Here is a 24,042-nt window from a genome sequence, read left to right as displayed (position 1 = left end):
CGCGCCTCGACGACGCGGACAACCGAATGCAGCCTCGCCTTCCCTTCTCCCTGCCTAGAGGGTCGTTCCGCTCGCTCGGCATCGTCCATGACGTCCTGATCGCGGCGATCGCGATATCCCTGTCGATGGGGCTGGCCTTCGGCTTCACCGCGCTGTTCGGCTACTGGCAGATCTGGTCGCTCGTCGTCGCCTTCACGCTCCTGTCGGCGGCGATGTTCCCGCTCTTCTCGCTCAACAGCGGCGCCTGGCGCTACGCCTCGCTTCTCGACGTCCTGTCGATCGTCAAGGCGGTGACGGCGATCAACGTCGTGTTTCTGGTCGGCCATTTCATCCTGTTTCGCGGCCTCTACCTGCCGCGCTCCTCGCTGGTGATGACCTGGTTCATCATGATCGTGGGCCTCGGCGGCCCGCGTCTCGCATATCGCCTGTGGAAAGAACGCGGTCTGTCCGCGCGCTTCTTCGACACGAGCGGCATCCGCGTACCGACCGAGAACGTCGTCCTCTACGGCTTCACCGACAATGCCGACCTTTTCATCCGCGACGCGCGGCGCTCCCATCACGGGGTGCACATCGTCGGCCTCGTCGACGACAAGGCGAAGAACCAGGGGCGCCATCTGCACGGAGTGAAGGTGCTCGGCTCGCTCGCCGACCTTCCCGAGATTGCCCGGCGCGCCGAGCTTTCGGCCACCCCCCTCACCCAGCTCATCGTCGCCAAGGGCCATGTGTCGCCGCCCGAGCTGTCGGAGGTCGTCGAGGTCGCCGCGCCTTTGAAGATCGCGGTCAAGCGCCTGCCCGACATTTCGCGCGCCGGCGATCTCGGCGACACGCCGATCGAGGTCCTGCCCGTGTCGTTGGAGGACCTTCTCGGCCGCCGCGAGATCCGGCTCGATATCGGCGAGGTCAGCGGGCTGATCCAGGGGCGCTGCATCGCCGTGACCGGGGCTGGCGGCTCGATCGGCTCCGAGCTCGTCGCGCAGATCGCCTCGTTCGGACCGAGCCGGCTTCTCCTGGTCGATGCGGGCGAGTTCAACCTCTACTCGATCGGCCGCCGCATGGCCGAGAACTTTCCGAACGTACCGGTGGTGGAGCGCGTGGCCGACGTGCGCCAGCGCGAGCGGATCATGACGACGTTTGCGCAGTGGCGCCCGGAGGTGATCTTTCACGCGGCCGCCCTCAAGCACGTGCCGCTCGTCGAGGAAAACCCGCTGGAGGGCATCGAGACCAATCTTCTGGGCTCGCGCAACGTCGCGGACGCGGCGCTCGCCTGCGGCGCCATGGCCTTCGTCATGGTGTCGACCGACAAGGCGGTGAACCCGACCAACGTCATGGGCGCCACCAAGCGGGCGGCGGAAGCCTATTGTCAGGCGCTGGATCTGGCGGGCGGCGGCACGCGCTTCATGACCGTGCGCTTCGGCAACGTCATGGGTTCGGCGGGCTCCGTCATCCCGCTGTTCCAGAGCCAGCTCGGGCGCGGCGGCCCGCTGACGGTGACGCACCCGGACATCGAGCGCTTCTTCATGACCATTCCGGAAGCTTCACGGCTGATCCTCCATGCCGCGGGACACGGGATCGCGGACCGGGCGGCGGAGGGCCAGATCTTCGTTCTCGACATGGGCCGGCCGATCCGCATCGTGGAGCTTGCCGAGCGGCTGATCCAGCTGGCGGGCCTGCGCCCGCATACCGACATTGCGATCGAGTTCACCGGCCTTCGCAAGGGCGAGAAGCTCTACGAGGAGCTCTTCGGCGAAGGCGAAACGCGCGAGGATACCGGGCTCCCCGGCCTCCTGATCGCCCGATCGCGCGTGTCCGACCTCAGCTTCCTGCGCTCGCGTTTCGAGGCGGTGGAGCGGGCGCTCGGCGATGGCGATGCGGCCCGCGCGGTGGAAATCTTGTGCGCGATCGTGCCCGAATATGGGCGCACGCGCATCGCGGCCACGAACGGCGGGCCGGTTCTTCTCGACGCGCCGGGCGCCTGAACCGGCGCTCGTTCATGCTTCGGGGGTGGCGGGCTCGTCTTCCCCTGCCATGCGGCGCTGGCGTGCGGCGGCGAGCCGCAAGCTGATCCGCTCGCGGCGCTCGTCGCGCGGCAGCGCCTCGCCCGTCGCGCTCGTTTCCCTTTCCCCGCTCGCCCCGCCCAACGGAAAGCGGCGTTCGCCAAGTTCCCGGATGCGGCGGCGCAGGGCGTCCCGGCGCTCCTCGATGTCGCTGGCGGGCGATGGCTCCATCGCGTCCTCGTCCGGCACGGCGTCGCCCGGCGGCTCGGCGTCTCCCAGCGCGCCGCGCAGCGACCAGTCGCCGGCCCAATCCTCCATTCCCGGCGCCTCCGCCTCCTCGGCGCGCTCGGGAAGCTGCGGGGCGGTCGGATGAAAGTCATCGGCCGGGGCGAACGCCTGCGTCCGGGCGGCGGCGGGCGAAGGTTCGTGCGCGCTCGCCTCGGCCATGGCGGGTTCAGGCTGGGCTTCGTTCCTTTGCGCGCGCAGGCGATCGGAGGCGGCGGCAGCGGTCGCGGATTCCGGCACGCGTTGCCGGCCGTTGCGGAACAAGGAAAGGATCGCGAGCCCCAGCGCCAGCGCGATGCCGACACCAAGGCCGAGGATCAGACCCACGACGACGACGATCTTGCGCGACAGGCTGGACGGCTGGAACGGCACGCTGGCGTCCGAGATCACGCGCACGTTGGCCGAGTTCAGGCTTTCCTGCTCGCTGGTCTGGCGCGTGCGCAGGAGATAGGCCTCGTAGACCGCGCGCGAGGCGTCGACCTCCCGCTCCAACTCGCGCAGGCGCACGAAGGCGCCGCTCGTCTCGATCTGGCGCGAGCGCAGCGTCTCGATCTGGGTGGAAAGGTCCGCCTCCGTCGCCTGGGCGCGGGCCAGTTCGGTCTGGGCCGAGGCGACGATGCGCGACAGCTCGGTCTGGATGGCGCGGCGCGCGGTGGAAACGGCCTGGTCGGCCGCGATGCGCTGGGGATGGCGGGGGCCGAGGCGGGTGGCGAGGACCGCTTGGTTCTGCGCCGCTTCCGAATAGATCTGGCGCAGGCGCAGGAGCGACTCGGCGTTCAGCCCTTCGGGAAAGGAGCCGGACGCGACGTCCTCGACGCTTGCCTCGCGCAGCGAGCGGGCGCGCACGTTGAGCGCCGTGATCTGTGTGCGCACGTCCGCAAGCTGGTTGTTGATGCGGGTGATGAACTCGTCGTCGATCAACCGTCCGCCGACGCCGACGAGCTGGTTCTTCGCCTTGTAGGCTTCCACCGCGTCTTCGGACTCGACCACCCGCGCGCGCAATTCGGCGAGGCGTGAGGACAGGGACGCCGTCGCCCGGCGGGCCAGCTCGGACTGGGCGCGCCCTTGCTCGGCGATGAAGATCTCGGTCGTCAGGTTGGCGAGGCGCGCGGCCTTTTCCGGGTCCTCGCTGGAGACCGAAAGGTTGATCACGAAGCTGTTGGGGTTGCGCGTGGCGGTGACGTGCCGCTGCAGGAGGTTGATCGTGCGCTGCTTGCGGTCGCGCACGGCATTTTCCGGCTCGTCGGCCGAGATCGCGGTCAGCGTCGCGGAAAGGCGCGACAGCCAAGTGGAGCGGGCGGCCCCGCCGAATTCGGGATCGGCGGTGAGGTTCGCCTCGTCCACGACGCGTCCGAGGACGCTGCCCGAGGTGATCACCGCGATCTGGCTTTCGATCAGCGCCAGCGCCGCTTCCGTGTTGAGACCGTTGGCGGTCGGTGCGACCTCGTTCTGCACGAGGTTGAGATCGCGCGGGTCGAGCACGATCTGCGTCGCGGCCGTGTATTGCTTCGGGCTCGACATGGCGACGGCGCCCGCCGCCACCGCGCCGAGCACACCCATGACGAGGATCAGAGTGCGCGCGCGCCAGACGGCGCCGGCGAGATAGGCGGGATCGAGGAAACTCTTCGTCGCCCCCTCGCCGGCCGGCGCAGGGTCCCAGCGGGAAGCGGGACGGGACTCGGCACTTTCGGCGTAGAACATCGGAAAGGGTCCTGGATCGGGACGGCGCAACTGCGACGGGTCCAGCTTTCCGGCATCATGGCAAAGAAAGCGTTAATTCTCGAAACAGCGCCCTTCCCCAGCGTCAGCCTCGCGCCAGCCGCCGCCGGAGCTCGCCGTACCAGGGCTTCGGCCTTAGCTCGGCATCGAAGGGGAGCGGCCGGCAGGGCCGGCCGTCAGCGCGCGGCATGGCGTCGCCGACCCAGGAATAGCGGTCGGTCAGCCCCCAGGTGACGACGGCCTCCGGCCGCTGCCCGCCAATGAGCCCATCGAGGAAATCGGACACGACCTTACCCGCCGCCGCGTCGATCGCCTCGGCATCGCCGGGCACCTGGAAGTCGATGACGTCGAGCTCGCTGGCCAGAAGCCCGACCCCCAGTGCCTTGAGGTCGCGCCCGAACCGGGCGAGCGCCTCGACGTCGATCTCCTGATGCGCGTAGAGGTGGCCCTGGATGCCGACGGCGTCGATGCGGATGCCGGCATCCTGAAGCTGGCGCACGATGCCGAGCGCGATCGCCCGGCGCGTGTCGAAGCGGGGCCCGCGAAACTCGAGGTCGTAGTCGTTGAGGACGAGACGCGCGGCGGGGTCGATCCGCGCTGCCGTCCGGAAGGCCAGCGGGATGTGGCGGGGCCCGAGGCGCCGAAGCCAGAACGTGTCGCGCAACGGGCCGCCGTCCTCGTCCGGGTCGTGGGCGATCACCTCGTTCACCACGTCCCAGCTCGACAAGCGCCCTCGATACCGGTCGGCGACGCGCTCGATATGCTCGACGAGAACGCGCTCGGCTTGCCCCTCGTCCTCGATCGCCTCCAACCAGTCCGGGTTGGTGGACCACCAGACGAACGTGTGACCGCGCGAGGCCTGTCCGTTGGCCCGTGCGAAATCCACCATCCGGTCGGCCGCCTCGAAGGCGAAGGTCTCGCGGGTCGGCCGGAGAAGCGCGAACTTCAGCTCGTTCATCGGCAGGACGAGATCGCATTCGCGCGTGAACAGCGCGCGATAGTCCGGGTCGGCGTCGAAAAAGTCGGACTGGATCGCCGCGCCGAAGGGAATCGCTCCGGGCGAGCTCGACGCTCGCGCCGGCAGCGGGCCGGCCATGAAGGCCGCAGCGCCTCCCGCCAGCAGCGAACGGCGCGTTAAGCTCGACGGTCTATCACCGGCGAAAGGCGGCGTGCTACGGACGGCGTCGAACGGATTTCGCGTCATCACGCCGCAGCCCTCCAAGGTGTCTCGATGCTCCAGTCGCCATTCCTGGCAGGAAGTCTTGAAGCAAAGCTGAAGGTCGTGCGCGACTACGCCAAGCTCCTGGGCGGCTCCGGCGGGCGCCTGGTTCTGTCGCTTCTCTATTTCACCGCCGTCGCCAACAGCCTGAGCGTGTCGGCCTTCGGCCTGTTCGCGACGGCCTCGGCCACCGGCATCGTCCTGTCGCGCATCGCCGGGCTCGGCTTCGTCTCGCCGCTCTACCGCGCGGCGACGCGCAAGCCCCACCTCGTCGGCACCTACACGGCGGGGCTTCTCGCGGCCTTCGCGCTGTCGATGCCGCTGGTCGTCCTGGCGGGCGCGCTGTTCTTCGTTCTGGTGTTCGCCGGCGACATGGGCCTTGCCGCCTTCGCCGCCATCGTCGCGGCCGAGGTCGTGTGCTGGCGCGCGCTCGAAGTCGTGTGCATCGTCAACAACGGCATGAACCGCTTCGGCCGCGCCTCGGTTCTGGTGGTGGTGGGAACGGGAATGAAGGCGCTGGCCGCCGTACTCTTCGCCGCCCTCGCCCCCCAAAGCGGGCTTCTCGGCTGGAGCCTGTTCTATCTCGGCGCCAACGCCGTGTCGGCGATCAGTGGCATCCTCGCGCTCTACCCACGCCAGCGCCTGCGCTGGCGCCCCGATCTCTACAAGCGTCGCGCGGCCGACAGTTTCGCCGTGGCGGGGGCCGAGGTCCTGTTCTATCTCCAGTCCGAACTCGACAAGCTGCTCGTCCTGTCGCTCGGCGGCCCGCACATCGCCGGCCTCTACGCCATGCTGATGCGCCTGATCGACCTGACCGCTCTGCCCGTGCGCTCGTTCAACATGATGGTGGTGCAGAAGCTGATGCGCTCGCCCGCCTGGCTCAACTCCTGGCGCATGCGCTGGGGGATCGAGGGCGCCATCGCGCTGGTCTCGGCCGGCGGCCTCGCCGCGTTCGGGGTGATCCTCCATATCCGGCCGACGCTGCTCGGCACCAATGTCGCGGACGCGGCGCCGCTCGTGCTTCTGGTGCTGCTGGTTCCCGCCTTTCGCAACCTCGTGGAATACGAGGGCGAGCTTCTCTATGCGCAAGGGCGGACCGGGGTTCGCGCTGCGGTGCTCGCCTTCCTGACCGTCCTGAAGGCCGGGTTCCTAGCGGTGATCCTCGGCAACGGGGCAGCCTCGGACACGGGCTGGGTGATCGGTCTGAACGGTGTGTTCGGGGCGCTATGGCTCGCCTCGGCGATGACGACCTATCTCGTTCTCGACATGCGCCGCGGCGGTCGGTTGCGCTCGGCGACCGTCGCCGGCTAGAGACCCGCCGCACGGCGGATCAGGGTCGGATCGGTTCCCGTGAAGGACTGGAGCCCGACCGCGACCTGATGCTCCGCCAGACCGCCGAGAAAGGCGGCGAGGCCGTCGGCGTCGAGCGGCGGCCCGTCCCAGTAGACGGCACAGCGTTGGAGAGCGGTCGGCGCATGACGCTCGGGGTGCCCCTCCACCTCGTCGACGAACCGTCCGTAGATCGTGCATTCCGACAGGGTGCGCGAGGCGACGAGCCGGCGCATCGCCGAGCGCCCGCCCACGGCTTCGATCCGGGCGAGGAGCGCTCGAACCGTATCCCGTCGCCAGGCGATCAGGGTGCCGATATAGGTGGCCGAACTCGGCGCCTCCGTTCCCAGAAGCTGGCCCGCCCGGACGCTCCAGGCTTCGTGCTCGGCCCGCAGGTGCGGCAGCACGCCGTCGATCCCGTCCGGCACCCGGTAGAAGGCGACGCGCCCGCCCTCGTGCAGCGTGCCGACGTCGAAGGGTTTCACGAAGACGACGTCGGAATCCAGCGACACCATCGCTTCCTCCCCCATCGCCGCCGTCATCGCGAAACGGCGAAGCTGCTGGACGTGCCAGCCGCTCAAGGCCGGCCCGAACGGGGACAACCAGAGGCGCCGGCCCCGGCGGCGCGGATCGGGCACCGGGCGCAGCCACCAGGGCAGGAGATCGCGCTCCGACACGACGCGCCGCTTGGGCCCCTCCAGCTGACGAAACAGGGCGACGTCTGCCTCCTCCACCAGGAGGTAGTGGAAGTCGTGGCCCGACACGAAGCGATCCACGCTGTCGCACAGGAGGCGGCAGCGATCCCAATCCCCCCGATAGCTGGAGGTCACCAGCGCGAAGCGCATGCGGCTCACTTCTCGATGCGCTGCCGGGCGATCCGGGCGAGAAAGGCGGGGTTGCCGGCGATATAGCGCTTGGCAAGACGGCGCGGCTCCAGAACGAGACGCCAGACCCATTCCATACGCCAGCGGCGCATCCAGGCGGGCGCGCGCACCACCTTGCCGGCGGTGAAGTCGAGGAGCGCGCCCACCGCGAAGCTCACCGGCGCTTCGCGCGCGCCGATATGGGCGGCCATGAAGAGTTCCTGGCGCGGCACCCCGGTTCCCACTAGGAGGACGTCGACGCGCGCCAGCCGAATCCAGTCGAGAACGTTGGCCGTTTCCTTGCCGGGCTCGAAATAGCCGTCCGAAATGGCGATGAAGCGATGCTGCTCGAACCGCTCGCCGAAGCCGAGCGCCGCGCGCTCCACGATGCCCGGCTCGCCGCCGACGAGCCCGACGCGCAGGCTCCCCTTCGCCGCCCCGAAGAAGCGAGGCAGGAAATCGGTACCGTTGAGGTTTTCCGGGAACGGCTCGCCGAACAGCATGCGCGAGCCGATGTCGACGCCGATGCCGTCGGGCAGGCACAGCATGTCGGCCATGGCCTCGCGATAGCCGTCGCTTTCGGCGGCGACGTTGACGCAATGCGCGTTGACGAAGGCGACGTGGAGGCCCGTTCGCCCCTCGATCGCGGCCTCGATCATACGGATCGTCTCGTCGCCGGTGATCGCGGCGATCCGAAGCCCGCCCATGCGGCGCGTCGGCAATGGCCTCGGTTGGCGGGCCGGCGCTCGTGGGGGAACGGGGGGGACGGGAAGCGGAAGCGGATCGATCATGAGGCGAGCGCCCGGTGTTCGAAATCGGATGGAACGCTCGCGAGCTCGGCGGACAATCCGGCCAGTTCGAGCCCTCGCCGCACGCCGCGTTCGAGCTCGGCGCGCTGGCGGGCCGCGAAGGCCTGCCCATCGAGCCGCAGCGGCTCGCCCGCGCGCTCGCGCGCCACGAGTTCGGTGAGCGCGTCGGCGAAGGCTGCGGCATCGTCCGCCACGCGGATGTTGGACGGGAGCGCGGTCCCGATCCCGCGCAGCGAGGACGATGTCGCGACCGCCGGCAGGCCTTCCTCCAGGGTCTCGATCGTCTTCAGCTGAACGCCGGTCCCGCCCCGCATCGGCAGAGCGACGACGCGGCCGGATCGAAGAAAGGCCTGCGCATCGGGAACGCGGCCGAGAAAGCGCACCGAGCCGGGCGCCGGGGGCGGCGCGCCGTCGAAGCGACCGGCGATGCCGATCGCGAGCGCGGGATCGAGGCGCGGGGCGACCTCATGGACGAACCAGTCGACGCCGACCCGGTTCGGCGCCCAGCTCCAGGTGCCGATCAGCACCACGTCGAAGGCGCGGAGCCCGGCATCGCCAAGTCCGCTCGTCCCGTGACCGACGGTGAGCGGCAGCACCACCGAACGCCGATCGCCGGACAGGCCAAGATCGGCTGCGTCCGTCGCGGACAGCGAGTGAACGGCGCTCGCCGACTTGCAGGCCCAGGCCTCGTGCGCCCGCAGGAGGCGCGCCTCGCGCCGATACAGGAGGCGTGTGGCCGGCGAGGTCGCGCTCGTTCCCATCTCGGCCGCCGAGCGATGCTCGACATTGTGGGCGACGAAGATCGTCGGGCCGAGTTGCATGAGCGCGGGATAGGCGATCGGCATCTGTACGGAGGACAGAACCAGGGCGTCGAACGGTCCCGCCCGCTCGATGCGGGCGAGGAGATCGCGCTCGTCCACCGTGCGCAGCTTGGCGGCGCCGACGGGCAGTCCGCTCCGCAGCGCGGCCACGAGCCAGCCGAGCTTCTGCGCGCCGTTCGCTTCGGCGTTCTCGATCAGGAGTTCGCCGAGATCGACGTGAGGGCCGGCGGGACGCTCGGCGCCCGGGCGGCGAAACCCGGCAAAGGTCACCCGCGCTCCGTTCGCCTCGTAGGCGCGCGCGATCGCCGTGTTGGCGATCTCGAAGCCCGTGGCCGGTTTCCGTTCCGGCAGGAGGGATGACACGAAAAGCAGATGCATCGACGGATTCGTCCTCTTCGAGATCACGCTCGCACGCAGGCCGTTGCGATTTCGTCAAAGGCACCAGGACAAACTTCGACGCTCAGCGGATCGTCAACATTTGCGCCCTATCGTCGGCCGCTATGGAAGCATCTGCCGCGCCCTCCCCTTGCGTCACCATCGAAGCCCGTTCGCCGCACGACCCGGCCGCGGTCGACACGGTGGTGATCCTGCCGACCTTCCGCCGGCCGGACGGGCTGACGCGCAGCCTGGACTCGCTCCGCGCGCAGACGACGCGCCGTTCCTTCGCCGTGGTGGTGATGGAAAACGACGCCGACGGACTGGCCGGGCTCACAGCCGCCCGTGCCCGCTTCGAAAGCGGCGAGACGCGAGGGCTCATCCTCGTGGCGCACGAGCGGGGGAACTGCTCGGCCTATAATGCCGGGTTCGCGGCGGCGCGGCGCGAGTTTCCCGCCATGCGGCACTGCCTCGTGCTGGACGACGACGAAGCCGCCGAGCCCGGCTGGATCGACGCGATGGCGGATACGCTTGCGATGCTCGACGTCGACATCGTCGGCGGCCCGCAGGTGCCCGTGTTCGAGCGCTCCCCGAGCGCGGCGGTGGCACGTCATCCGGTGTTCCGGGCGCCCTATGGGCGAACAGGCCTCGTGCCGATCCTTTATTCCTCGGGCAATCTCTGCCTCCATCGCCGCGTTCTCGAACGGATGGGCGATCCCTTGTTCGACACGGCGTTCAACTTCACCGGCGGGGGCGACGCCGACTTCTTCTCGCGTGCGATCGAGCGGGGCATCCGACTCGGGTGGTGCGCGGACGGGCGGGTTCTCGAAACGGTGCCAGCCCGGCGCGTCGAGTGGTCCTGGATTCACGCCCGCTCCTTGCGCAACGGCGCCTTGTCCGCCCTGATCCAGCGCCGACGGGCCGGACGGCGCCGCTCGCTCGCCAAGACGCTTCTGCTTCTGGCCGCCTCGCCGTCCCGCGCGATCGCGCAAGGGGTTCGCGAGCGCTCGGCCCTGATCGGTCTCTACCCCATCCAGATCGCGCTCGGCCGGCTGCAGGGCGAGTTCGGTCGGATGGGCGAGCAGTATCGCCAACCGGAAGCCAACTGAGCTTTCCCGAGGCCCAAGGTGCCAAATCGCGAACGGCGCGCTAGATGCCGGCTCCAAACACCGGGAAAGACGCGCCTCGCATGGACCAGCTTCGCCTGAACGCCCTCGACGCGGAGGACCTCGCGGTCCTTTCGGCCCATACGCAGGACGCGGTGGCGCGGGCGGGCGATCTCACGCTCGACACGCGGGCGCGCCGGTTCCTCGTCCCGGTCAACCGCTTCGTTTGGGAAAAGACGCCGCCCCGGCGCTGGTTCGGGGGGACGGCCGAGCACGAGCGGCGGCGCAGCGTCCTGCGCTTCGACCGGGTTCTCGCGGCCCGGCGTGTTGGCATCGATCCCGCCTCGCCCGACGAGATCCTGTCGCTTCTCGCCCTTCGCTGGATCGAGGGGGAGGCTCCATCGGGGACGATCGAGCTTGTCTTCGCGGGCGAAGCCGCGATAAGGCTCGACATCGAATGCATCGAGGTCCAGCTGACCGATCTCGGCCCCGCGTGGACGACGGCGTCCCAGCCGAACCACCGGGTCTGACGCGGGGCCGACGAACCGCTCCGCCGACCCAAGGAGTCCAATACAGTGCCCCAAAGGCTGAACGCGGCCGAGCCGGATTTCGAGCGCCGCTTCCGCGATCTCCTGTCCGCCAAGCGCGAAGCCTCGGCCGACGTGGAAGCCACCGTGCGCGCCATCGTAACGGATGTGCGGGGGCGCGGCGACGAGGCGCTGATCGCCTACACCGCGAAGTTCGACGCCCTGGATCTGACGCCCGAAACGCTGCGCGTCGGCGAAGACGAGATCGAGGCCGCCTTCGCGGCGACGCCGCCCGAGACGCGGGACGCCCTGACCCTCGCGCACACGCGTATCAGCCGCCACCATGAGCGCCAGCGCCCGCGGGACGATCTCTACGAGGACGAGATCGGCGCGGTCCTCGGCAGCCGCTGGACGGCGGTGGAATCGGTCGGCCTCTATGTTCCCGGCGGGGCGGCAAGCTACCCCTCTTCCGTTCTGATGAACGCCGTGCCGGCCAAGGTCGCGGGCGTCGAGCGCATCGCCATGGTGGTGCCGGCGATGCGCGGGGCCCTGAACCCGCTCGTGCTGGCGGCCGCGCGCCTGGCCGGCGTCGACGAGATCTACCGCGTCGGCGGGGCGCAGGCGATCGCCGCTCTTGCCTACGGCACGGCGACGATCGCCCCCGTCGCCAAGATCGTCGGGCCCGGCAACGCCTATGTGGCGAGCGCCAAACGGCAGGTCTTCGGGCAGGTCGGCATCGATATGATCGCCGGTCCTTCGGAGGTCCTGGTGATCGCGGACGCGGACAACGACCCGGACTGGATCGCCGCCGATCTTCTGGCGCAGGCCGAGCACGACCGCTCGGCCCAGTCGATCCTCCTCACCGACGACGCCGCCTTCGCGGCGCGGGTGGAGGACGCGGTGGAGCGCCAGCTTGGGCAATTGTCGCGCGCCGAGACGGCGCGTGCGAGCTGGGACGAGTTCGGCGCGACGATCGTGGTGGCCGATCTCGCGCGCGACGCGCCCCCGCTCGCCGATCGCCTCGCCGCCGAGCACCTGGAGATCGCGACCGGCGATCCCGACGCGCTTTTCGCGCGCATCCGCAACGCCGGCGCGGCCTTTCTCGGCCGCCACACGCCGGAGGTCATCGGCGACTATGTCGGCGGCTCCAACCACGTCCTGCCGACCGCGCGCTCGGCGCGCTTCTCGTCCGGGTTATCGGTTCTCGACTTCGTCAAGCGCACCTCGATCCTAAAACTGTCCCCCGAAGCTTTGCGCGCACTGGGACCGTCTGCGATCGAGCTGGCGCGGGTGGAAGGGCTTGACGCGCACGGCCGGTCCGTCGCCGTCCGGCTCAACCTCTAGGACCGGCGACATGGCCAGCGCGCCCCGGCTGATCGCGGTGGAACTCGACGAGACGATCGGTCAGGCCTCGCCCGACGTCGAGCACGAGCGTGCCGTCGCGATCTTCGACCTCATCGAGGAGAACGTCTTCGAACCCCAGGGACTGGCGGGCGAGCGCTTCAACCTGCGCCTGTCGATCGCCGGCCAGCGCCTCGTCTTCGACGTGTCGGACGAGAGCGGCGCGCCCACCGTCACGCACATCCTCTCGTTGACGCCGTTCCGGCGCGTGATCCGGGACTATTTCCTGATCTGCGACAGCTACCACGAGGCGATCCGCTCCTCGACGCCGTCGCAGATCGAGGCCATCGACATGGGTCGGCGCGGCATCCACAATGACGGCTCCGATCTCCTGCGCGAACGGCTCGGCGGAAAGATCACGCTCGACAAGGACACGGCTCGGCGCTTGTTCACGCTGATCTGCGTCCTTCATCGGCGGAACTGAAGGGGATGGGAGCGATGCGGCGCCGGATCACGATGGGAAAACGCGCTTGAGCGAGCGGAGCGGCACCGCCTCGCGGCCGGGCTCGATCCTGTTCGTCTGCGGGATGAACGCGATCCGCTCGCCCATGGCCGAGGCGATCGCACGCTCCGTTCTGCCGCCCGCCACCTATATCGCGTCGGCTGGCGTCAAGGATGGCGAGCGCGATCCGTTTGTGGACGTGATCCTTGCCGAGGAAGGCCTGTCGCTCGGCGACCGCAAGCCGCAGAAATACGAGGATCTCGAAGACGGGTTCTTCGACCTGATCGTCACCCTTTCACCCGAAGCCCACCATGCCGCGATGAGCGCGACGGAAGCAGAGGCGACGAGCGTCGAGTTCTGGCCGATGCCCGACCCGTCCGCCGTGTCGGGCAGCCGGGGGCAGATTCTCGACGCCTATCGCGACCTTTACCGGCGCATCCGCGCCAAGCTCGTGGAGCTTACCAACCGTCAGTGAGCGTCCACCTTGACGCCCGTCTGCGGGCGCTGGACGAAGATGCACAGGACGCAAAGGCCCGCAAACAGCGTGGTCAAGGCCAGAAACACGTCCGAAAAGGCCATGACCGAAGCCTCGCGCTTCACCAGTTGCACCATCTGCGAGATCGCGGCCTGCGATCCGTCGAGCCCGGCGGCCGACAGGTTGGCCGCGATGTCGGCCATGCGCTCCTCGGCGATCTGGCTGCCCCAGCGCACGTGCTCGACCAACCGCTCGTAGTGAAGCGCCGTGCGGTCGTTGATCATCGTGTTGATGATGGCGAGCCCCACCGCACCGCCGAGATTGCGCGTCAGATTGTAGAGGCCGGACGCGCCCTTCATCACCTGAGGGGGCAGAGTGCCGAGCGCGATGTTGTTGATCGGCACCATCGCCATCATCAGGCCGAAGCCGCGCAGGATCTGCGGGATCAGGAGCTCGTAGAAGTCCCAGTCGTGGGTGAGCCCCGTCATCAGCCACGTGCCGAGGCCGAAGGACAGGAAACCGATCCCCATCATCACGCGCGGGTCGAGCTTGGTGGACAGCTTGCCCGAGATCGGGGCGGTGACGAACATCGCCAGACCCGACACGAACATGGTCTCCCCGATCATCAGCGAATCGTAGCCCCGGATGCGGCCGAGATAGACGGGATAAAGGTAGGTCAGCCCGTAGAGGCCGACACCCATGATGAACGAGAACAGGGAGCCGAAGGCGAAGTTGCGGTTCTTGAAGGCCGACAGATCGACGATCGGCTCCTTGGCGGTGAAGGCGCGCCAGAAGAACAGAAGCGCTCCGGCCACCAGGACGACGGTCATGACGACGATCACCTCGTCGTCGAACCAGTCGTCGATGGGCCCCTCTTCCAGGACATATTCGAGCGATCCGAGAAACGCCGCCATGCCGAGCAGCCCGAACCAGTCGAACTTGGAGAACAGGCCGAGGTCCGGCTTGTCGAAATCCACGAGGTTCCAGACCGCCAGCGTGACCATGATGCCGAACGGCACATTGATCAGAAACAGCCAATGCCAGGACAGGGCGTGGCTGAGATAGCCGCCGACGGTCGGGCCGATGGTGGGCGCGAGCGTCGCGACGAGACCGATCATCGGCGACACGAGCGCACGTTTGGACGGCGGGAAGATCGTGAAGGCGGCCGCGAACACGCTCGGGATCATGCCGCCGCCGATGAAGCCTTGGAGCGCGCGGTAGAGGATCATCTGGTCGATGTTGGTCGCCGTCGCGCACAGGGCCGAAGAGGCGGTGAAGCCGGCGGCGGCGAGCGAGAAGAGGACGCGCGTCGACAGCATCCGGGCGAGGAACCCGGACAAAGGGATCATGATCACTTCGGCGATCAGATAGGCCGTCTGGACCCAGGCGATCTCGTCGGTCGAGGCCGACAGACCGGCCTGGATCTCGGACAGGGAGGCCGACACGATCTGGATGTCGAGAATGGCCATGAACATGCCGAACACCATGGCCATGAAGGCCAGGATACGGCGGGTCGGAACGGTATCGGAGGCCGGGGCGGCGGCCAGTGGCTTATCGGCGGTGATGGAGGACATGAGCTGACGGACCTCGGCCTTCGGGTGATGCGGGCCGGCGTTGGTGTCAGGTCGCTTACCGGGCGGCCTCGGCGAGTTCGGCGGCGCCGTCGGGCGCGGTGCGCGTATCGACGGCGGCGGTGACGGAAAGCCCCGGGCGCAGGTTGCCCTTGGCCGCATCCGACGGGTCGATCGCGATACGAACGGGCACGCGCTGGACGATCTTGGTGAAGTTGCCCGTGGCGTTGTCGGCCGGCAGCAGCGAGAACACCGAGCCGGAAGCGGGCGCCAGCGACACCACCGTGCCGGTCACGTCGTGGCCTGGCAGAGCATCGACCTCGATGCGGACCTTTTCGCCGACCGCGATCTCATGGAGCTGCGTTTCCTTGAAGTTCGCATCGACATAGACGCGGTCGAGCGGCACCACGGCGGCAAGGCGGCGGCTCGGCGACACGAGATCGCCCTCCTGCACCGACAGGTTGCCGATGACGCCGTCATAGGGCGCACGGATCGTCGTGAAGCCGAGGTCGCGGTTGGCCTGGTCGCGCTCCACGGCGAGCGAGCCGAGCGTCGTCTGCGCTTCGGCAATCTGCGCATCGAGCACCGAGACGTTGGCTTCGGCCGAGGCGCTGGCGGCCTTGGTGCCGGCCAGACGCGCGTCGGCTTCCGCCTTGGCGGAACGGGCCTGATCGAGCGGGGCCTGCGCGCCCGCGCCCGAACGGACGAGACGATCGGCGCGCTCGAGGTCGAGCGCGGTCTGCGCGACCGAGCTTTCGGCGGCCGTCTCGTTGGCGCGCGCTTCGGAAACCTGTGCGACGGCGGCATCGCGCTGCGCGCGGATGCGGGCGATCGAGGCGTTCTGCGTCTCGATCTTGGCCTCCGCCGAGCGAAGGGCGAGCTGGTAATCGCCCGGATCGATCACCGCGATCGTGTCGCCCGCCTTGACGTGCTGGTTCTCGACCACGGGAAGCGACTGGATGTATCCCGTCACCTTGGGCGTGAGCACCGCCATGTCGGCGCCGACATAGGCGTCGTCGGTGGACACGAGGAAGCGTCCGTCGACCCACCACTGGTGCCCGTACCAGCCGCCGCCCGCGAGCGCCGCGATCACGACCACCGGGAGAACGAGGCGCTTGCCGATGCCCTTCTTCTTGGGCGCATCGGTCTTGGCCGACTGCGTGGCGGCGGCCTGGGGCGCATCCTCGCCACCCTTGCGGCCGACCACCTCGAGGCGCGGCGCGCTGGCGCGATCGTCCGCAGACGGGGCACTGGAAATCGGAGACGAGGATTGCGACATGACAATGATCCCAATCGAACCGAACCGTTCGGTTCGACGTTGACATAGACGTGATGAGGGTGCAGTGCAAGAAGCACGACAGCGCTCTTTCGCATTTTCTTTCGGCAGACTTAGCGAACCGTGTGGGTTGCCATGAACCAACCGACTCAATCCCCAACTCTTTGCGACGTTCCCGCGGAGCGGCGCTCGGCCGCGGGCGAGGACCCGGTCAAGCGTCGGCAGATTTTGGACGGGGCGCGGCGCATCTTCGTGGAACTCGGCTTCGACGCCGCCTCGATGAACGACGTGGTACGCGAGGCCGGGGTCTCGAAATCGACGCTCTACGTCTACTTCCGCTCCAAGGAAGACCTGTTCCGCGCCCTGATCGAGGCGGAGCGCGAACTTTACATGGCCGAGATGGAAGCGCTCCTGACCGACCCTGAAGCGCCCGAGCACACCCTGCGCACATATGGCCTGAAGCTGGCCCACCACATCATGTCGCCGGCCGCGATGCATGCCAAGCGCACGGTGATCGCGGTCGCCAACCGCATGCCCGAACTCGGCCGAGACTTCTATCGGCACGGGCCGCAGCGCGGTCTGGCCCTTTTGTCCTCCTACCTTCAGCGGGCCTGCCACACGGGCGCGCTTCGCATCGACGACGTGCCGCTCGCCGCCTCGCAGTTCGTGGAGCTTGCCACGGCCGGGGTCCTGCGCCGCCGCTTCTTCGACGACGAAGCGCCGCCGGTCGAGGAGGAGGAGATCGAGCGGATCGTCGCCTCGGCGGTGCGCCTGTTCATGGCCGGCTACGGCGCGAACGCCCGTTGAGCTGGCGCCCCGCCCCGCAGATACGGGTCAAGGTGATCGGCCTGCCGCACTTTGGCGGACGGATCCTGGCGGCGGAAGTTCGAGATGACATGGGGCGTCTCAAAGGCGTTCGCCCGCTCGGCGGCTCCGTGGAGTTCGGCGAAACGCGAGAAGACGCGCTCCGTCGCGAGTTCTTGGAGGAGATCGGCGCCGCGATCCGGATCATCGGTCCGTGGGAGGCGATCGAGAACCTCTTCCGTCACGAAGGTGTCGTTGGTCACGAGATCATCTTCGCGGCGCCGATCGTCCTTCCGGACGGCCCGTTCGATCTCGATGCGCCCCTCGCCTTCGACGACGGCATGCCGTGCATCGCACGGTGGTTCGAGATCGGCGACCTGAAGCGGGGCGAACCGCGGCTCTTCCCGACAGGTCTGGCGGATCGCCTGGACGTCATGCTGCATCGGACGCTTTGAGCGTCAGCCCTCGGCAAATCCCGCGATGGCCGCCTGTACGAGGTCGAGGCCGACGCCCTTCTCGGACGAGGTGGCGAGAATCTCCGGGAACGCGGCCGGGCGCTTTCGGATCAGTTCGCGCGTGGCCGCTTCCAGCTTGGGCAGGGCGAGGGCGGAAATCTTGTCGGCCTTGGTGAGCACGATCTGGTAGGAGACGGCCGCCTTGTCGAGAAGCGTCAGGACGTCGGCATCGTTCTTCTTGATGCCGTGGCGCGCGTCGATCAGGACGAAGACGCGCTTCAGCGTGGCGCGCCCACGCAGGTAGTCGAAGACGAGGCGCGTCCAGGCGTCGACCTGTTCCTTGGGCGCCTGCGCGTAGCCGTAGCCCGGCATGTCCACCATGGCGATCGGCGGCAGGTCGCCGGCCTCGCCGGAAAAGCCGTCCGGTACGAAATAGTTGAGTTCCTGCGTGCGCCCCGGCGTGTTCGAGGTGCGTGCTAGGCCCTTCTGCCCGACGATGCCGTTGATCAGCGACGACTTGCCGACGTTGGAACGCCCGGCGAAGGCGATCTCCGGTGGCCCTTCGGGCGGCAGGAACTTCATGGCGGGCACGCCCCGGATGAAGACCCAGGGGCGCGCGAAGAAGAGGCGGCGCGCTTCTTCGGATTGGGCTGCGGTCTCTTGGCCGGCATCCGGCCCGGTGGTCTCGCTCATGTCGCCTGCTCCAGCGCGTCGATGTCGGCACCGCGAATGGCGGCAAGGTTTCGGCTGATCCGCTCCACCGGCCAGTTCCACCAGCCCACGGCCAAGAGCCGCTCGATCGTCGCGTCGTCGAACCGGCGTCGGCGTTTGCTCGCCGGATTGCCCGCCACCACCGCGTAGGGGGCGACATCGCGCGATACGACGCTGTTGGCGGCCACGATCGCACCGTCGCCGATCGTCACCCCCGGCAGGATCAGCGCATCGGAGCCAATCCACACGTCGTTGCCTACCACCGTGTCGCCCTTCAAGCCGGACAAGATCGTCTCCATCTCGAACCCCTCCTCCCAGCCGCTGCCGAAGATGTTGAAGGGGAAGGTGGAGAAGCCGGTCATCGCATGGTTGGCACCGTTCATCACGAAGCGGGCGCCGGTGGCGATGGCGCAGAAGCGGCCGATGCGGAGGCGGTCGCCCAGAAAATCGTAGTGATGCAGGACGTTGCGCGAGGCGAAGAGGAGCGCCCCTCCGGGATCGTCGTAATAGGTGTATTCGCCGATCTCGATCTTGGGATCGTCGACGACGTTGCGCAGGAACACGATGCGCTGATGGGCGGGCATGGGGTGCACCGCACGGGGATCGGGGCCGTGTGACATGGCGTTCGTCTTACGAGTTGATCCCGGCGCCGTCCATGGCAAAAGGCCCGCCGGAACGGGCGGGCCTTCGCTGGAAGTTTCGGGATGGAACGGCCGTCAGCCGCTCGCCTTCTTGCGCCGGAACGTGTCGCGCAGATTGTCCCACAGCTCGATCTTGGCCCCGTGGCGCTTCATGATCACGCTCTGCTGCGTGATCGAGAGCGTGTTGTTCCACGTCCAGTAGATCACGAGGCCGGCCGGGAACGAGGCCAGCATGAAGGTGAAGATGATCGGCATCCAGGTGAAGATCATCTGCTGCGCCGGGTCCGGCGGGGTCGGGTTCAGCTTCATCTGGATGAACATCGTGATGCCCATCAGGATCGGCCAGACGCCGACCATCAGAAGGTGCGGCAGCGTGATCGGGATCAGGCCGAACAGGTTGAAGACGCTCGTCGGATCGGGCGCGGCCAGATCCTGGATCCAGCCGAAGAACGGCGCGTGACGCATCTCGATCGTCACGTACAGCACCTTGTAGAGCGCGAAGAACACGGGGATCTGGACCAGCACCGGCCAGCACCCTGCCGCCGGGTTGATCTTCTCCTCCTTGTAGATCCGCATCATCTCCTGCTGCTGCTTCGCCCGGTCGTCGGCGTATTTTTCGCGCAGCTCGGCGATCTTCGGCTGCACCGTCTTCATCTTCGCCATGGAGCGATAGGACTTCGAGGCGAGCGGGAAGAAGATCAGCTTGAGCGCCACGGTGACGAGCAGGATCGCGACGCCGAAATTGCCGGTGAAGCGATACAGGAAGTCGATGACGTGGAACATCGGCTCGGTGATGAAGTAGAACCAGCCCCAGTCGATCAGCTGGCCGAAATGGGCGATCCGCTGGCTCTTCTCGTAGCCGGTGATCGTGTCCACCACCTTGGCACCGGCGAAGGCGCGGGTGGTCGTGTCGAGCGAAGCGCCCGGCTGCACGGTGATCGGATCGGCGAGATAGTCGGACTGGTAGAAGGCGCGGCCTTCGGCGGAATAGCGGAAGTTCGGCTGGAACGTGCCGATCCCTTCCGCGGGAACGAGCGCCGTCGCCCAGTACTTGTCGGTGATGCCGAGCCAGCCGGTGTCGGTCTTGGCGGGCGAGGCGCGGCCCTCATCCTCGATCTTCTTGTAGGTGACCTCCTGCAGACCGTCCTCGCCGAGATGCCCGATCAGGCCCTCGAAGATCACGAAGGCCGCGGCGACCTCGGGCTTGGAGAAGCGGACGGCGCGCCCGTAGGGCGAGATGGTGACCGGTGCCGCGCTTTCGTTGCGCACGGTGTCGCGCACGGTGAACATGGATTCCCCGTCCACCGAGATCTGGCGCGCGAAGGTGACGCCCGCTTCGTTGGTGGCGGTCAGCGTCACCGGCGTCTGCGGCGTCAGGGTCTGATTGCCCTCAGCCTGCCAGAGCGTCGCCGGGCCCGGCAGCGCGCCGGCGCCCTGGCCCGAATAGCCGAATTCGAGGAAATAGGCGTTGGAGCCGATCGTCTCGGGCGACAGGAGCACGATGGTGGGCGACGTGTCGTCCACCGTCTCGTGGTAGTTCTTCAGCCGGAGATCGTCGAGGCGGGCGCCCTGAAGATTGATCGAGCCGGACAGCGCCGGCGTGTCGATCGCGATGCGCGGGCTGGAGCCGAGCGCCGCCTCGCGCGTCTGGCCGGTGACGGCCGGGGTCTGCGTGGTCGGCACGACGCTTTCGCGCCCGGCCGGCGATACCGCGCCCTCCTGCTCGGTACCCGCGGGGGTCGTCGGCGTCTGGAGGGTCGCCTCCTGGCCCTGCGCGGCGACGCGCTCGGCCTCCATGCGCGGATTGACGACCAGGAACTGCCACCCGACCAGAACGGCGATCGAAAGCGCCATGGCGATCAGGAAATTCCGGCTGTTTTCCATGTTATTCGGTCCCCGAGGGAGGCGTTGCGGGCGGTTGCCGGGACGCCTTCACCTTGGCGACGCGTCTGGAAAGCTCGCCCTTGAGTGTCTCGAACGGCAGCGAAAGAAGATCGCGGCGGGCGACGACCACATAATCGAAGCCGGGCGCCATGTCAGCCCCGCAACCCGTGCGGATGGCTTCTCGCAGGCGGCGGCGGATGCGATTGCGCTCCACCGCGTTTCCGACCTTGCGCGTCACGGTCAGTCCGTATCGCGCCGATCCGCCGTCCGCCCGGTCCAGAGCCTCGATCAAAAAGAAAGGGCCGTTCAACCGACGGCCCCGTCTTGCGGCCAGAAACTCGGCGCGCTTCGTCAGTCTGGAAACGATCGCTCCGCCCGCGTCGGAACGGCTTGGGCTCAAGCCGACAGGCGCTTGCGGCCGCGATTGCGACGGGCGGCGATGACCTTGCGGCCGCCGGTGGTCGCCATGCGGGCGCGGAAACCGTGACGGCGCTTGCGAACGAGCTTGGAGGGCTGATAGGTGCGCTTCATGGACGTCTCCCACGGGGTGGCCCGCGGGCCTCTTGATCGGCTAGGGGTTCAAATCGAACGTCGAACGCACGAAAGATCCGCATGGGCAACACCCCATCCGACCCGGCATCCGTCTGTGGACGCGCTTATAAGGACGAAGCATCGGCGAAGTCAATCGCCGGGACGCAGGTTGGCGCGAACGCGGACTTGCCGACGGCTCGCCGTCGCTTGAGCCCAGCCGATGCCGTCTCGCGCGCCCGCGTCCTTTCGATCGGCGACGATCGGCTTGCGCCCCTCCGAGCCGGCCCTTGCAGGAAGGCGCCCGCGATGGGCTTGTTATGACCAAGCCGACCGACCACGCCAAGCCTCGCTCCGCGACGCGCCCCCCCTTCGCGCGGCGCCTGTCCTCGCGTCTCTTCGTCATGACGGTTCTGGCCATCATGGGAGCGGAAATTCTGATCTTCGTGCCCTCGATCGCCCATTTCCGCGTCGACTGGCTCCAGTCCAAGCTCGAGACCGTGTCGGTCGCCACGCTGGTGTCGAGCTTCGCCGAGGGCGGCCTTCTCTTGTCGCCCGACCAGGAAAGCGAGCTTCTTCATGCGCTGGACGCGCATCTGATCGCCATCCGCAAGCCCGGCTCGACGCAGCTTCTGGCCAGGGCCCCCGATCTCGGCACGGTGGACGACCAGGTCGATCTCGCCACCGAAGGACGCCTGTCGGCGGTGGTCGAGGCCTTCGAGACGCTGTTCACCACGCGCCCACGCCTGATCCGGCTCGTCGGCGCCATCGGCGACGGAACGATCACCGGCGAGGTCGTCATCGACGAGCGCCCGCTTCGCCGGGCGATGCTGATCTATTCGCGCAACATCCTTCTCCTGTCGCTCGGCATCGCGAGCTTTACCGGGCTCCTCGTGTTCGGGGCGATCAACCACTTCCTTCTGCGCCCGATTCGCGCCCTGACCCGCGCCCTCGTGCGATTTGGCACCGATCCGGAGGATCCCCGCCTGATTCTCAAAGCCAGCGAGCGACGCGACGAGCTCGGCATCGCCGAGCGCGAGCTCGCCGGCATGCAGAGTGTTCTGGCCGACACGCTGCGCAAGCAGCGCCATCTCGCCGATCTCGGCCTCGCCGTGTCCAAGATCAACCACGACCTGCGCAACATCCTCGCCTCCGCGCAGCTCATCTCCGACCGCCTCGTGGACGTGCCGGATGCGCAGGTCCAGCGCTTCGCCCCGGTTCTGATTCGCAGCCTCGACCGCGCCCTGCACTACACCCAGTCAGTTCTCGCCTACGGCCGGGCCAGCGAAAGCCGCCCGGCGCGCCGGCGCGTGCGCCTCCATCATGTCGTGGAGGAAATCTTCCAGACGCAGCTCGTACCGCCGGAGGGCGGCATCGAGCTTCGCAACGCCGTGCCCGCCGGTCTTGAGGTCGATCTCGATCCGGAGCAGTTCTTTCGCGCCCTGTCCAATCTCGTGCGCAACGCCGTGCAGGCGCTGGAAGGCGACGACGACAAGGCGATGGTTCGCCGCGTCACCGTGCGCACGGAAGAGCCGGAGTCCGAAACCCTTCGCATCGTCGTCGAAGATACGGGGCCGGGCCTCGGGCCGGCGGCGCGCGACCATCTCTTCCAGGCGTTCCGAGGCTCGACGCGGGCCGGGGGAACGGGTCTCGGCCTCGCGATCGCCGCCGAGATCGTGCGGGCGCACGGCGGCGAGATCCGCTTGTCGGCCGCGCCCGCCTCCGGCGCACGCTTCGAGATCGACCTACCCAACGCCCTTCCCGCTCCAGCGCACGCCCCCGCCGGGACCTGAAGCGTGAGACGAGCGTGCGGCACAAGCCCAAACGCACAAACATCCCAAAACCCCCGCCGCAGGGCCTTGCATTCGTCTGCGAGGTTGGGTACGTACCCCCTCACGAACGGCTGAGGCACTGCCCGACGTTCCGTAGGCGCCCGTAGCTCAGCTGGATAGAGCACCAGACTACGAATCTGGGGGTCAGAGGTTCGAATCCTTTCGGGCGCGCCATTTCGGTCCAGAAAACTGAACCACTTTACCCGCCGCTGGGGTGTCATCGATTGCGGCATGCAGTACGTCGCGACTACCAGTGATGCGCACCGTCGCCGTGTCGACCTCGACGGCACCAAGAATGGCTCCAAGATACGCTTTGCGGGTCGGCGTGTCGGTCGAGGACAGAATCTCGCGCATCAGCTTGCCGAAGGCTGCCACCTTTTCCGGATCGATCGCAGCATGCCCACCCAATTGCGCACGCGCCCGCTCAAAGGCGGCCTGTGCTCTCTCCCGCTCTCCTTTCAGGACGGCGATGCGATCGCGCAGGATGTCATCCAGCTCCGCCATTCCGTCCTCGACAAGCTTGTAGAGGCGGCGCAGTTTGTCTTCGGCGGCCGCGGCCTCGGTCTGAAGCGCGACGAGGCGAGCATCGACCGCCTCCGCCCGAGCCGCACGACGGGCCACAAGGGCGGATAAGACCTCGGCAAGACGCTTGGGTGCGAACAGCCGCTCCTGCAGCGCCGTCAGCACCAAATCGTCAAGGTGCGCCATCGGGATCGAGTTGCCGCGGCAGACGGTCGGGCCGCGCTGCGCTCGACTTGCGCAAGTGTAATAGGCGTAGACTTTTCCCGAGCGCGACGTGCCAGTGCGCTGCGTCATGCCACCGCCGCAATGCGCGCAGGTGGCAAGACCCGTTGGCCTGCCCCTATCAGGTGGTCCGGTTCAAATCTAATGCATGGTAGGTTTGGCGACCACGGTTGAGGTGGCCGGCGAAGCGGGTTGGGGTGGCGCAGCCGGCCATAGCGCGGCGGCAGGTGC

General features: G+C 68.1%; 22 protein-coding genes, 1 tRNA gene and 1 pseudogene. 11 read left to right on the top strand and 13 right to left on the bottom strand.

The genetic code is table 11. From position 1 onward, the window contains the following. Nucleotides 1–26 precede the first annotated feature (26 nt). Nucleotides 27–1,976: a nucleoside-diphosphate sugar epimerase/dehydratase gene (locus H7A85_RS15260; RefSeq protein WP_182086820.1), complete on the top strand. Its 1,950-nt coding sequence runs from the start codon at nucleotides 27–29 to the stop codon at nucleotides 1,974–1,976. Nucleotides 1,977–1,988: 12 nt separating this feature from the next. Here H7A85_RS15260 and H7A85_RS15255 read toward each other — a convergent pair whose 3' ends face one another. Both H7A85_RS15255 and H7A85_RS15250 read right to left on the bottom strand, forming a co-directional pair. After that, on the bottom strand, nucleotides 1,989–3,980 hold the full coding sequence (locus tag H7A85_RS15255) for a GumC family protein (RefSeq protein WP_182086819.1): 1,992 nt from the start codon (nucleotides 3,978–3,980) through the stop codon (nucleotides 1,989–1,991). A 103-nt stretch (nucleotides 3,981–4,083) separates the two neighbouring features. Then, nucleotides 4,084–5,094 carry an endo-1,4-beta-xylanase gene (locus tag H7A85_RS15250; RefSeq protein WP_244631223.1) on the bottom strand — a complete coding sequence of 337 codons (1,011 nt, stop codon included), beginning with the start codon at nucleotides 5,092–5,094 and terminating at the stop codon, nucleotides 4,084–4,086. 135 nt (nucleotides 5,095–5,229) lie between these two features. Here H7A85_RS15250 and H7A85_RS15245 point away from each other — a divergent pair, with 135 nt between their 5' ends. Beyond that, entirely contained in the window at nucleotides 5,230–6,528 is a 1,299-nt protein-coding gene (locus H7A85_RS15245) for a lipopolysaccharide biosynthesis protein (RefSeq protein WP_182086818.1), read from the top strand. Here H7A85_RS15245 and H7A85_RS15240 read toward each other — a convergent pair. The 3 genes from H7A85_RS15240 to H7A85_RS15230 form a co-directional block, all read right to left on the bottom strand. Continuing rightward, on the bottom strand, nucleotides 6,525–7,391 hold the full coding sequence (locus H7A85_RS15240) for a DUF6492 family protein (protein ID WP_182086817.1): 867 nt from the start codon (nucleotides 7,389–7,391) through the stop codon (nucleotides 6,525–6,527). The two genes, H7A85_RS15245 and H7A85_RS15240, sit on opposite strands and share 4 nt — an antisense overlap. Before the next feature lie 5 nt (nucleotides 7,392–7,396). Beyond that, on the bottom strand, nucleotides 7,397–8,116 hold the full coding sequence (locus H7A85_RS15235; RefSeq protein ID WP_244631222.1) for a WecB/TagA/CpsF family glycosyltransferase: 720 nt from the start codon (nucleotides 8,114–8,116) through the stop codon (nucleotides 7,397–7,399). Between the two features lie 80 nt (nucleotides 8,117–8,196). Continuing rightward, entirely contained in the window at nucleotides 8,197–9,417 is a 1,221-nt protein-coding gene (locus H7A85_RS15230; RefSeq protein WP_182086815.1) for a glycosyltransferase family 4 protein, read from the bottom strand. Nucleotides 9,418–9,539: 122 nt separating this feature from the next. Here H7A85_RS15230 and H7A85_RS15225 point away from each other — a divergent pair, with 122 nt between their 5' ends. The 5 genes from H7A85_RS15225 (at nucleotide 9,540) to H7A85_RS15205 (ending at nucleotide 13,365) form a co-directional block, all read left to right on the top strand. Then, nucleotides 9,540–10,523, top strand: a complete 984-nt coding sequence (locus H7A85_RS15225; protein WP_182086814.1) for a glycosyltransferase family A protein — start codon at nucleotides 9,540–9,542, stop codon at nucleotides 10,521–10,523. A gap of 80 nt (nucleotides 10,524–10,603) precedes the next feature. Beyond that, nucleotides 10,604–11,050: a DUF2948 family protein gene (locus H7A85_RS15220; RefSeq protein ID WP_182086813.1), complete on the top strand. Its 447-nt coding sequence runs from the start codon at nucleotides 10,604–10,606 to the stop codon at nucleotides 11,048–11,050. Nucleotides 11,051–11,095: 45 nt separating this feature from the next. Beyond that, nucleotides 11,096–12,391, top strand: a complete 1,296-nt coding sequence (gene hisD / locus H7A85_RS15215) for a histidinol dehydrogenase (protein ID WP_182086812.1) — start codon at nucleotides 11,096–11,098, stop codon at nucleotides 12,389–12,391. Nucleotides 12,392–12,401: 10 nt separating this feature from the next. Then, nucleotides 12,402–12,872, top strand: a complete 471-nt coding sequence (locus H7A85_RS15210) for a UPF0262 family protein (RefSeq protein WP_182086811.1) — start codon at nucleotides 12,402–12,404, stop codon at nucleotides 12,870–12,872. 46 nt (nucleotides 12,873–12,918) lie between these two features. Next, nucleotides 12,919–13,365, top strand: coding sequence for a low molecular weight phosphatase family protein (locus H7A85_RS15205; protein ID WP_280514927.1), 447 nt, complete (start codon nucleotides 12,919–12,921; stop codon nucleotides 13,363–13,365). Here H7A85_RS15205 and H7A85_RS15200 read toward each other — a convergent pair. Both H7A85_RS15200 and H7A85_RS15195 read right to left on the bottom strand, forming a co-directional pair. After that, complete coding sequence (locus H7A85_RS15200) at nucleotides 13,359–14,939, bottom strand: DHA2 family efflux MFS transporter permease subunit (RefSeq protein WP_182086810.1); 1,581 nt, start codon at nucleotides 14,937–14,939, stop codon at nucleotides 13,359–13,361. The genes H7A85_RS15205 and H7A85_RS15200 overlap by 7 nt on opposite strands. Nucleotides 14,940–14,994: 55 nt before the next feature. After that, entirely contained in the window at nucleotides 14,995–16,215 is a 1,221-nt protein-coding gene (locus H7A85_RS15195; protein ID WP_182086809.1) for an HlyD family secretion protein, read from the bottom strand. A gap of 132 nt (nucleotides 16,216–16,347) precedes the next feature. On the opposite strand from H7A85_RS15195, the gene H7A85_RS15190 reads away from it, so the two are divergent. Beyond that, the gene (locus H7A85_RS15190; RefSeq protein WP_182086808.1) at nucleotides 16,348–17,019 is read left to right on the top strand and encodes a TetR/AcrR family transcriptional regulator; all 672 of its coding nucleotides are present in this window, start codon (nucleotides 16,348–16,350) and stop codon (nucleotides 17,017–17,019) included. Between the two features lie 89 nt (nucleotides 17,020–17,108). Further along, a complete protein-coding gene (locus tag H7A85_RS15185; protein WP_182086807.1) occupies nucleotides 17,109–17,471 on the top strand; it encodes an NUDIX domain-containing protein in 363 nt (120 codons plus the stop codon). Between the two features lie 3 nt (nucleotides 17,472–17,474). Here H7A85_RS15185 and yihA read toward each other — a convergent pair whose 3' ends face one another. The 5 genes from yihA to rpmH form a co-directional block, all read right to left on the bottom strand. Then, complete coding sequence (yihA, locus tag H7A85_RS15180; RefSeq protein WP_182086806.1) at nucleotides 17,475–18,164, bottom strand: ribosome biogenesis GTP-binding protein YihA/YsxC; 690 nt, start codon at nucleotides 18,162–18,164, stop codon at nucleotides 17,475–17,477. Continuing rightward, nucleotides 18,161–18,766: a CatB-related O-acetyltransferase gene (locus H7A85_RS15175; RefSeq protein WP_280514926.1), complete on the bottom strand. Its 606-nt coding sequence runs from the start codon at nucleotides 18,764–18,766 to the stop codon at nucleotides 18,161–18,163. Before H7A85_RS15175 ends, yihA begins: the two co-directional genes overlap by 4 nt. A 132-nt stretch (nucleotides 18,767–18,898) precedes the next feature. Then, nucleotides 18,899–20,707, bottom strand: coding sequence for a membrane protein insertase YidC (gene yidC, locus H7A85_RS15170; RefSeq protein WP_182086804.1), 1,809 nt, complete (start codon nucleotides 20,705–20,707; stop codon nucleotides 18,899–18,901). A gap of 1 nt (nucleotide 20,708) precedes the next feature. Next, nucleotides 20,709–21,062, bottom strand: coding sequence for a ribonuclease P protein component (gene rnpA, locus H7A85_RS15165; RefSeq protein WP_182086970.1), 354 nt, complete (start codon nucleotides 21,060–21,062; stop codon nucleotides 20,709–20,711). 41 nt (nucleotides 21,063–21,103) lie between these two features. Further along, the gene (rpmH, locus tag H7A85_RS15160) at nucleotides 21,104–21,238 is read right to left on the bottom strand and encodes a 50S ribosomal protein L34 (protein ID WP_182086803.1); all 135 of its coding nucleotides are present in this window, start codon (nucleotides 21,236–21,238) and stop codon (nucleotides 21,104–21,106) included. A gap of 317 nt (nucleotides 21,239–21,555) precedes the next feature. Between rpmH and H7A85_RS15155 the strand changes: the two genes are divergently transcribed. Continuing rightward, nucleotides 21,556–23,028 carry a HAMP domain-containing sensor histidine kinase gene (locus H7A85_RS15155; protein ID WP_182086802.1) on the top strand — a complete coding sequence of 491 codons (1,473 nt, stop codon included), beginning with the start codon at nucleotides 21,556–21,558 and terminating at the stop codon, nucleotides 23,026–23,028. A gap of 136 nt (nucleotides 23,029–23,164) precedes the next feature. After that, a tRNA-Arg gene (locus H7A85_RS15150) sits at nucleotides 23,165–23,241 on the top strand. On the opposite strand, the pseudogene H7A85_RS15145 reads toward H7A85_RS15150, so the two are convergent. Beyond that, nucleotides 23,212–23,907: pseudogene (locus tag H7A85_RS15145) on the bottom strand (zinc ribbon domain-containing protein); the annotation flags it as partial. The gene H7A85_RS15150 and the pseudogene H7A85_RS15145 overlap by 30 nt on opposite strands. Nucleotides 23,908–24,042: the final 135 nt, after the last annotated feature.

The organism is Aureimonas sp. ME7 (genome assembly GCF_903970965.1).
Classification (GTDB): domain Bacteria; phylum Pseudomonadota; class Alphaproteobacteria; order Rhizobiales; family Rhizobiaceae; genus Aureimonas.
The sequence above is the reverse complement of the archived record's forward strand: the minus strand, read 5'-3'. Positions and strand labels throughout refer to the sequence as shown.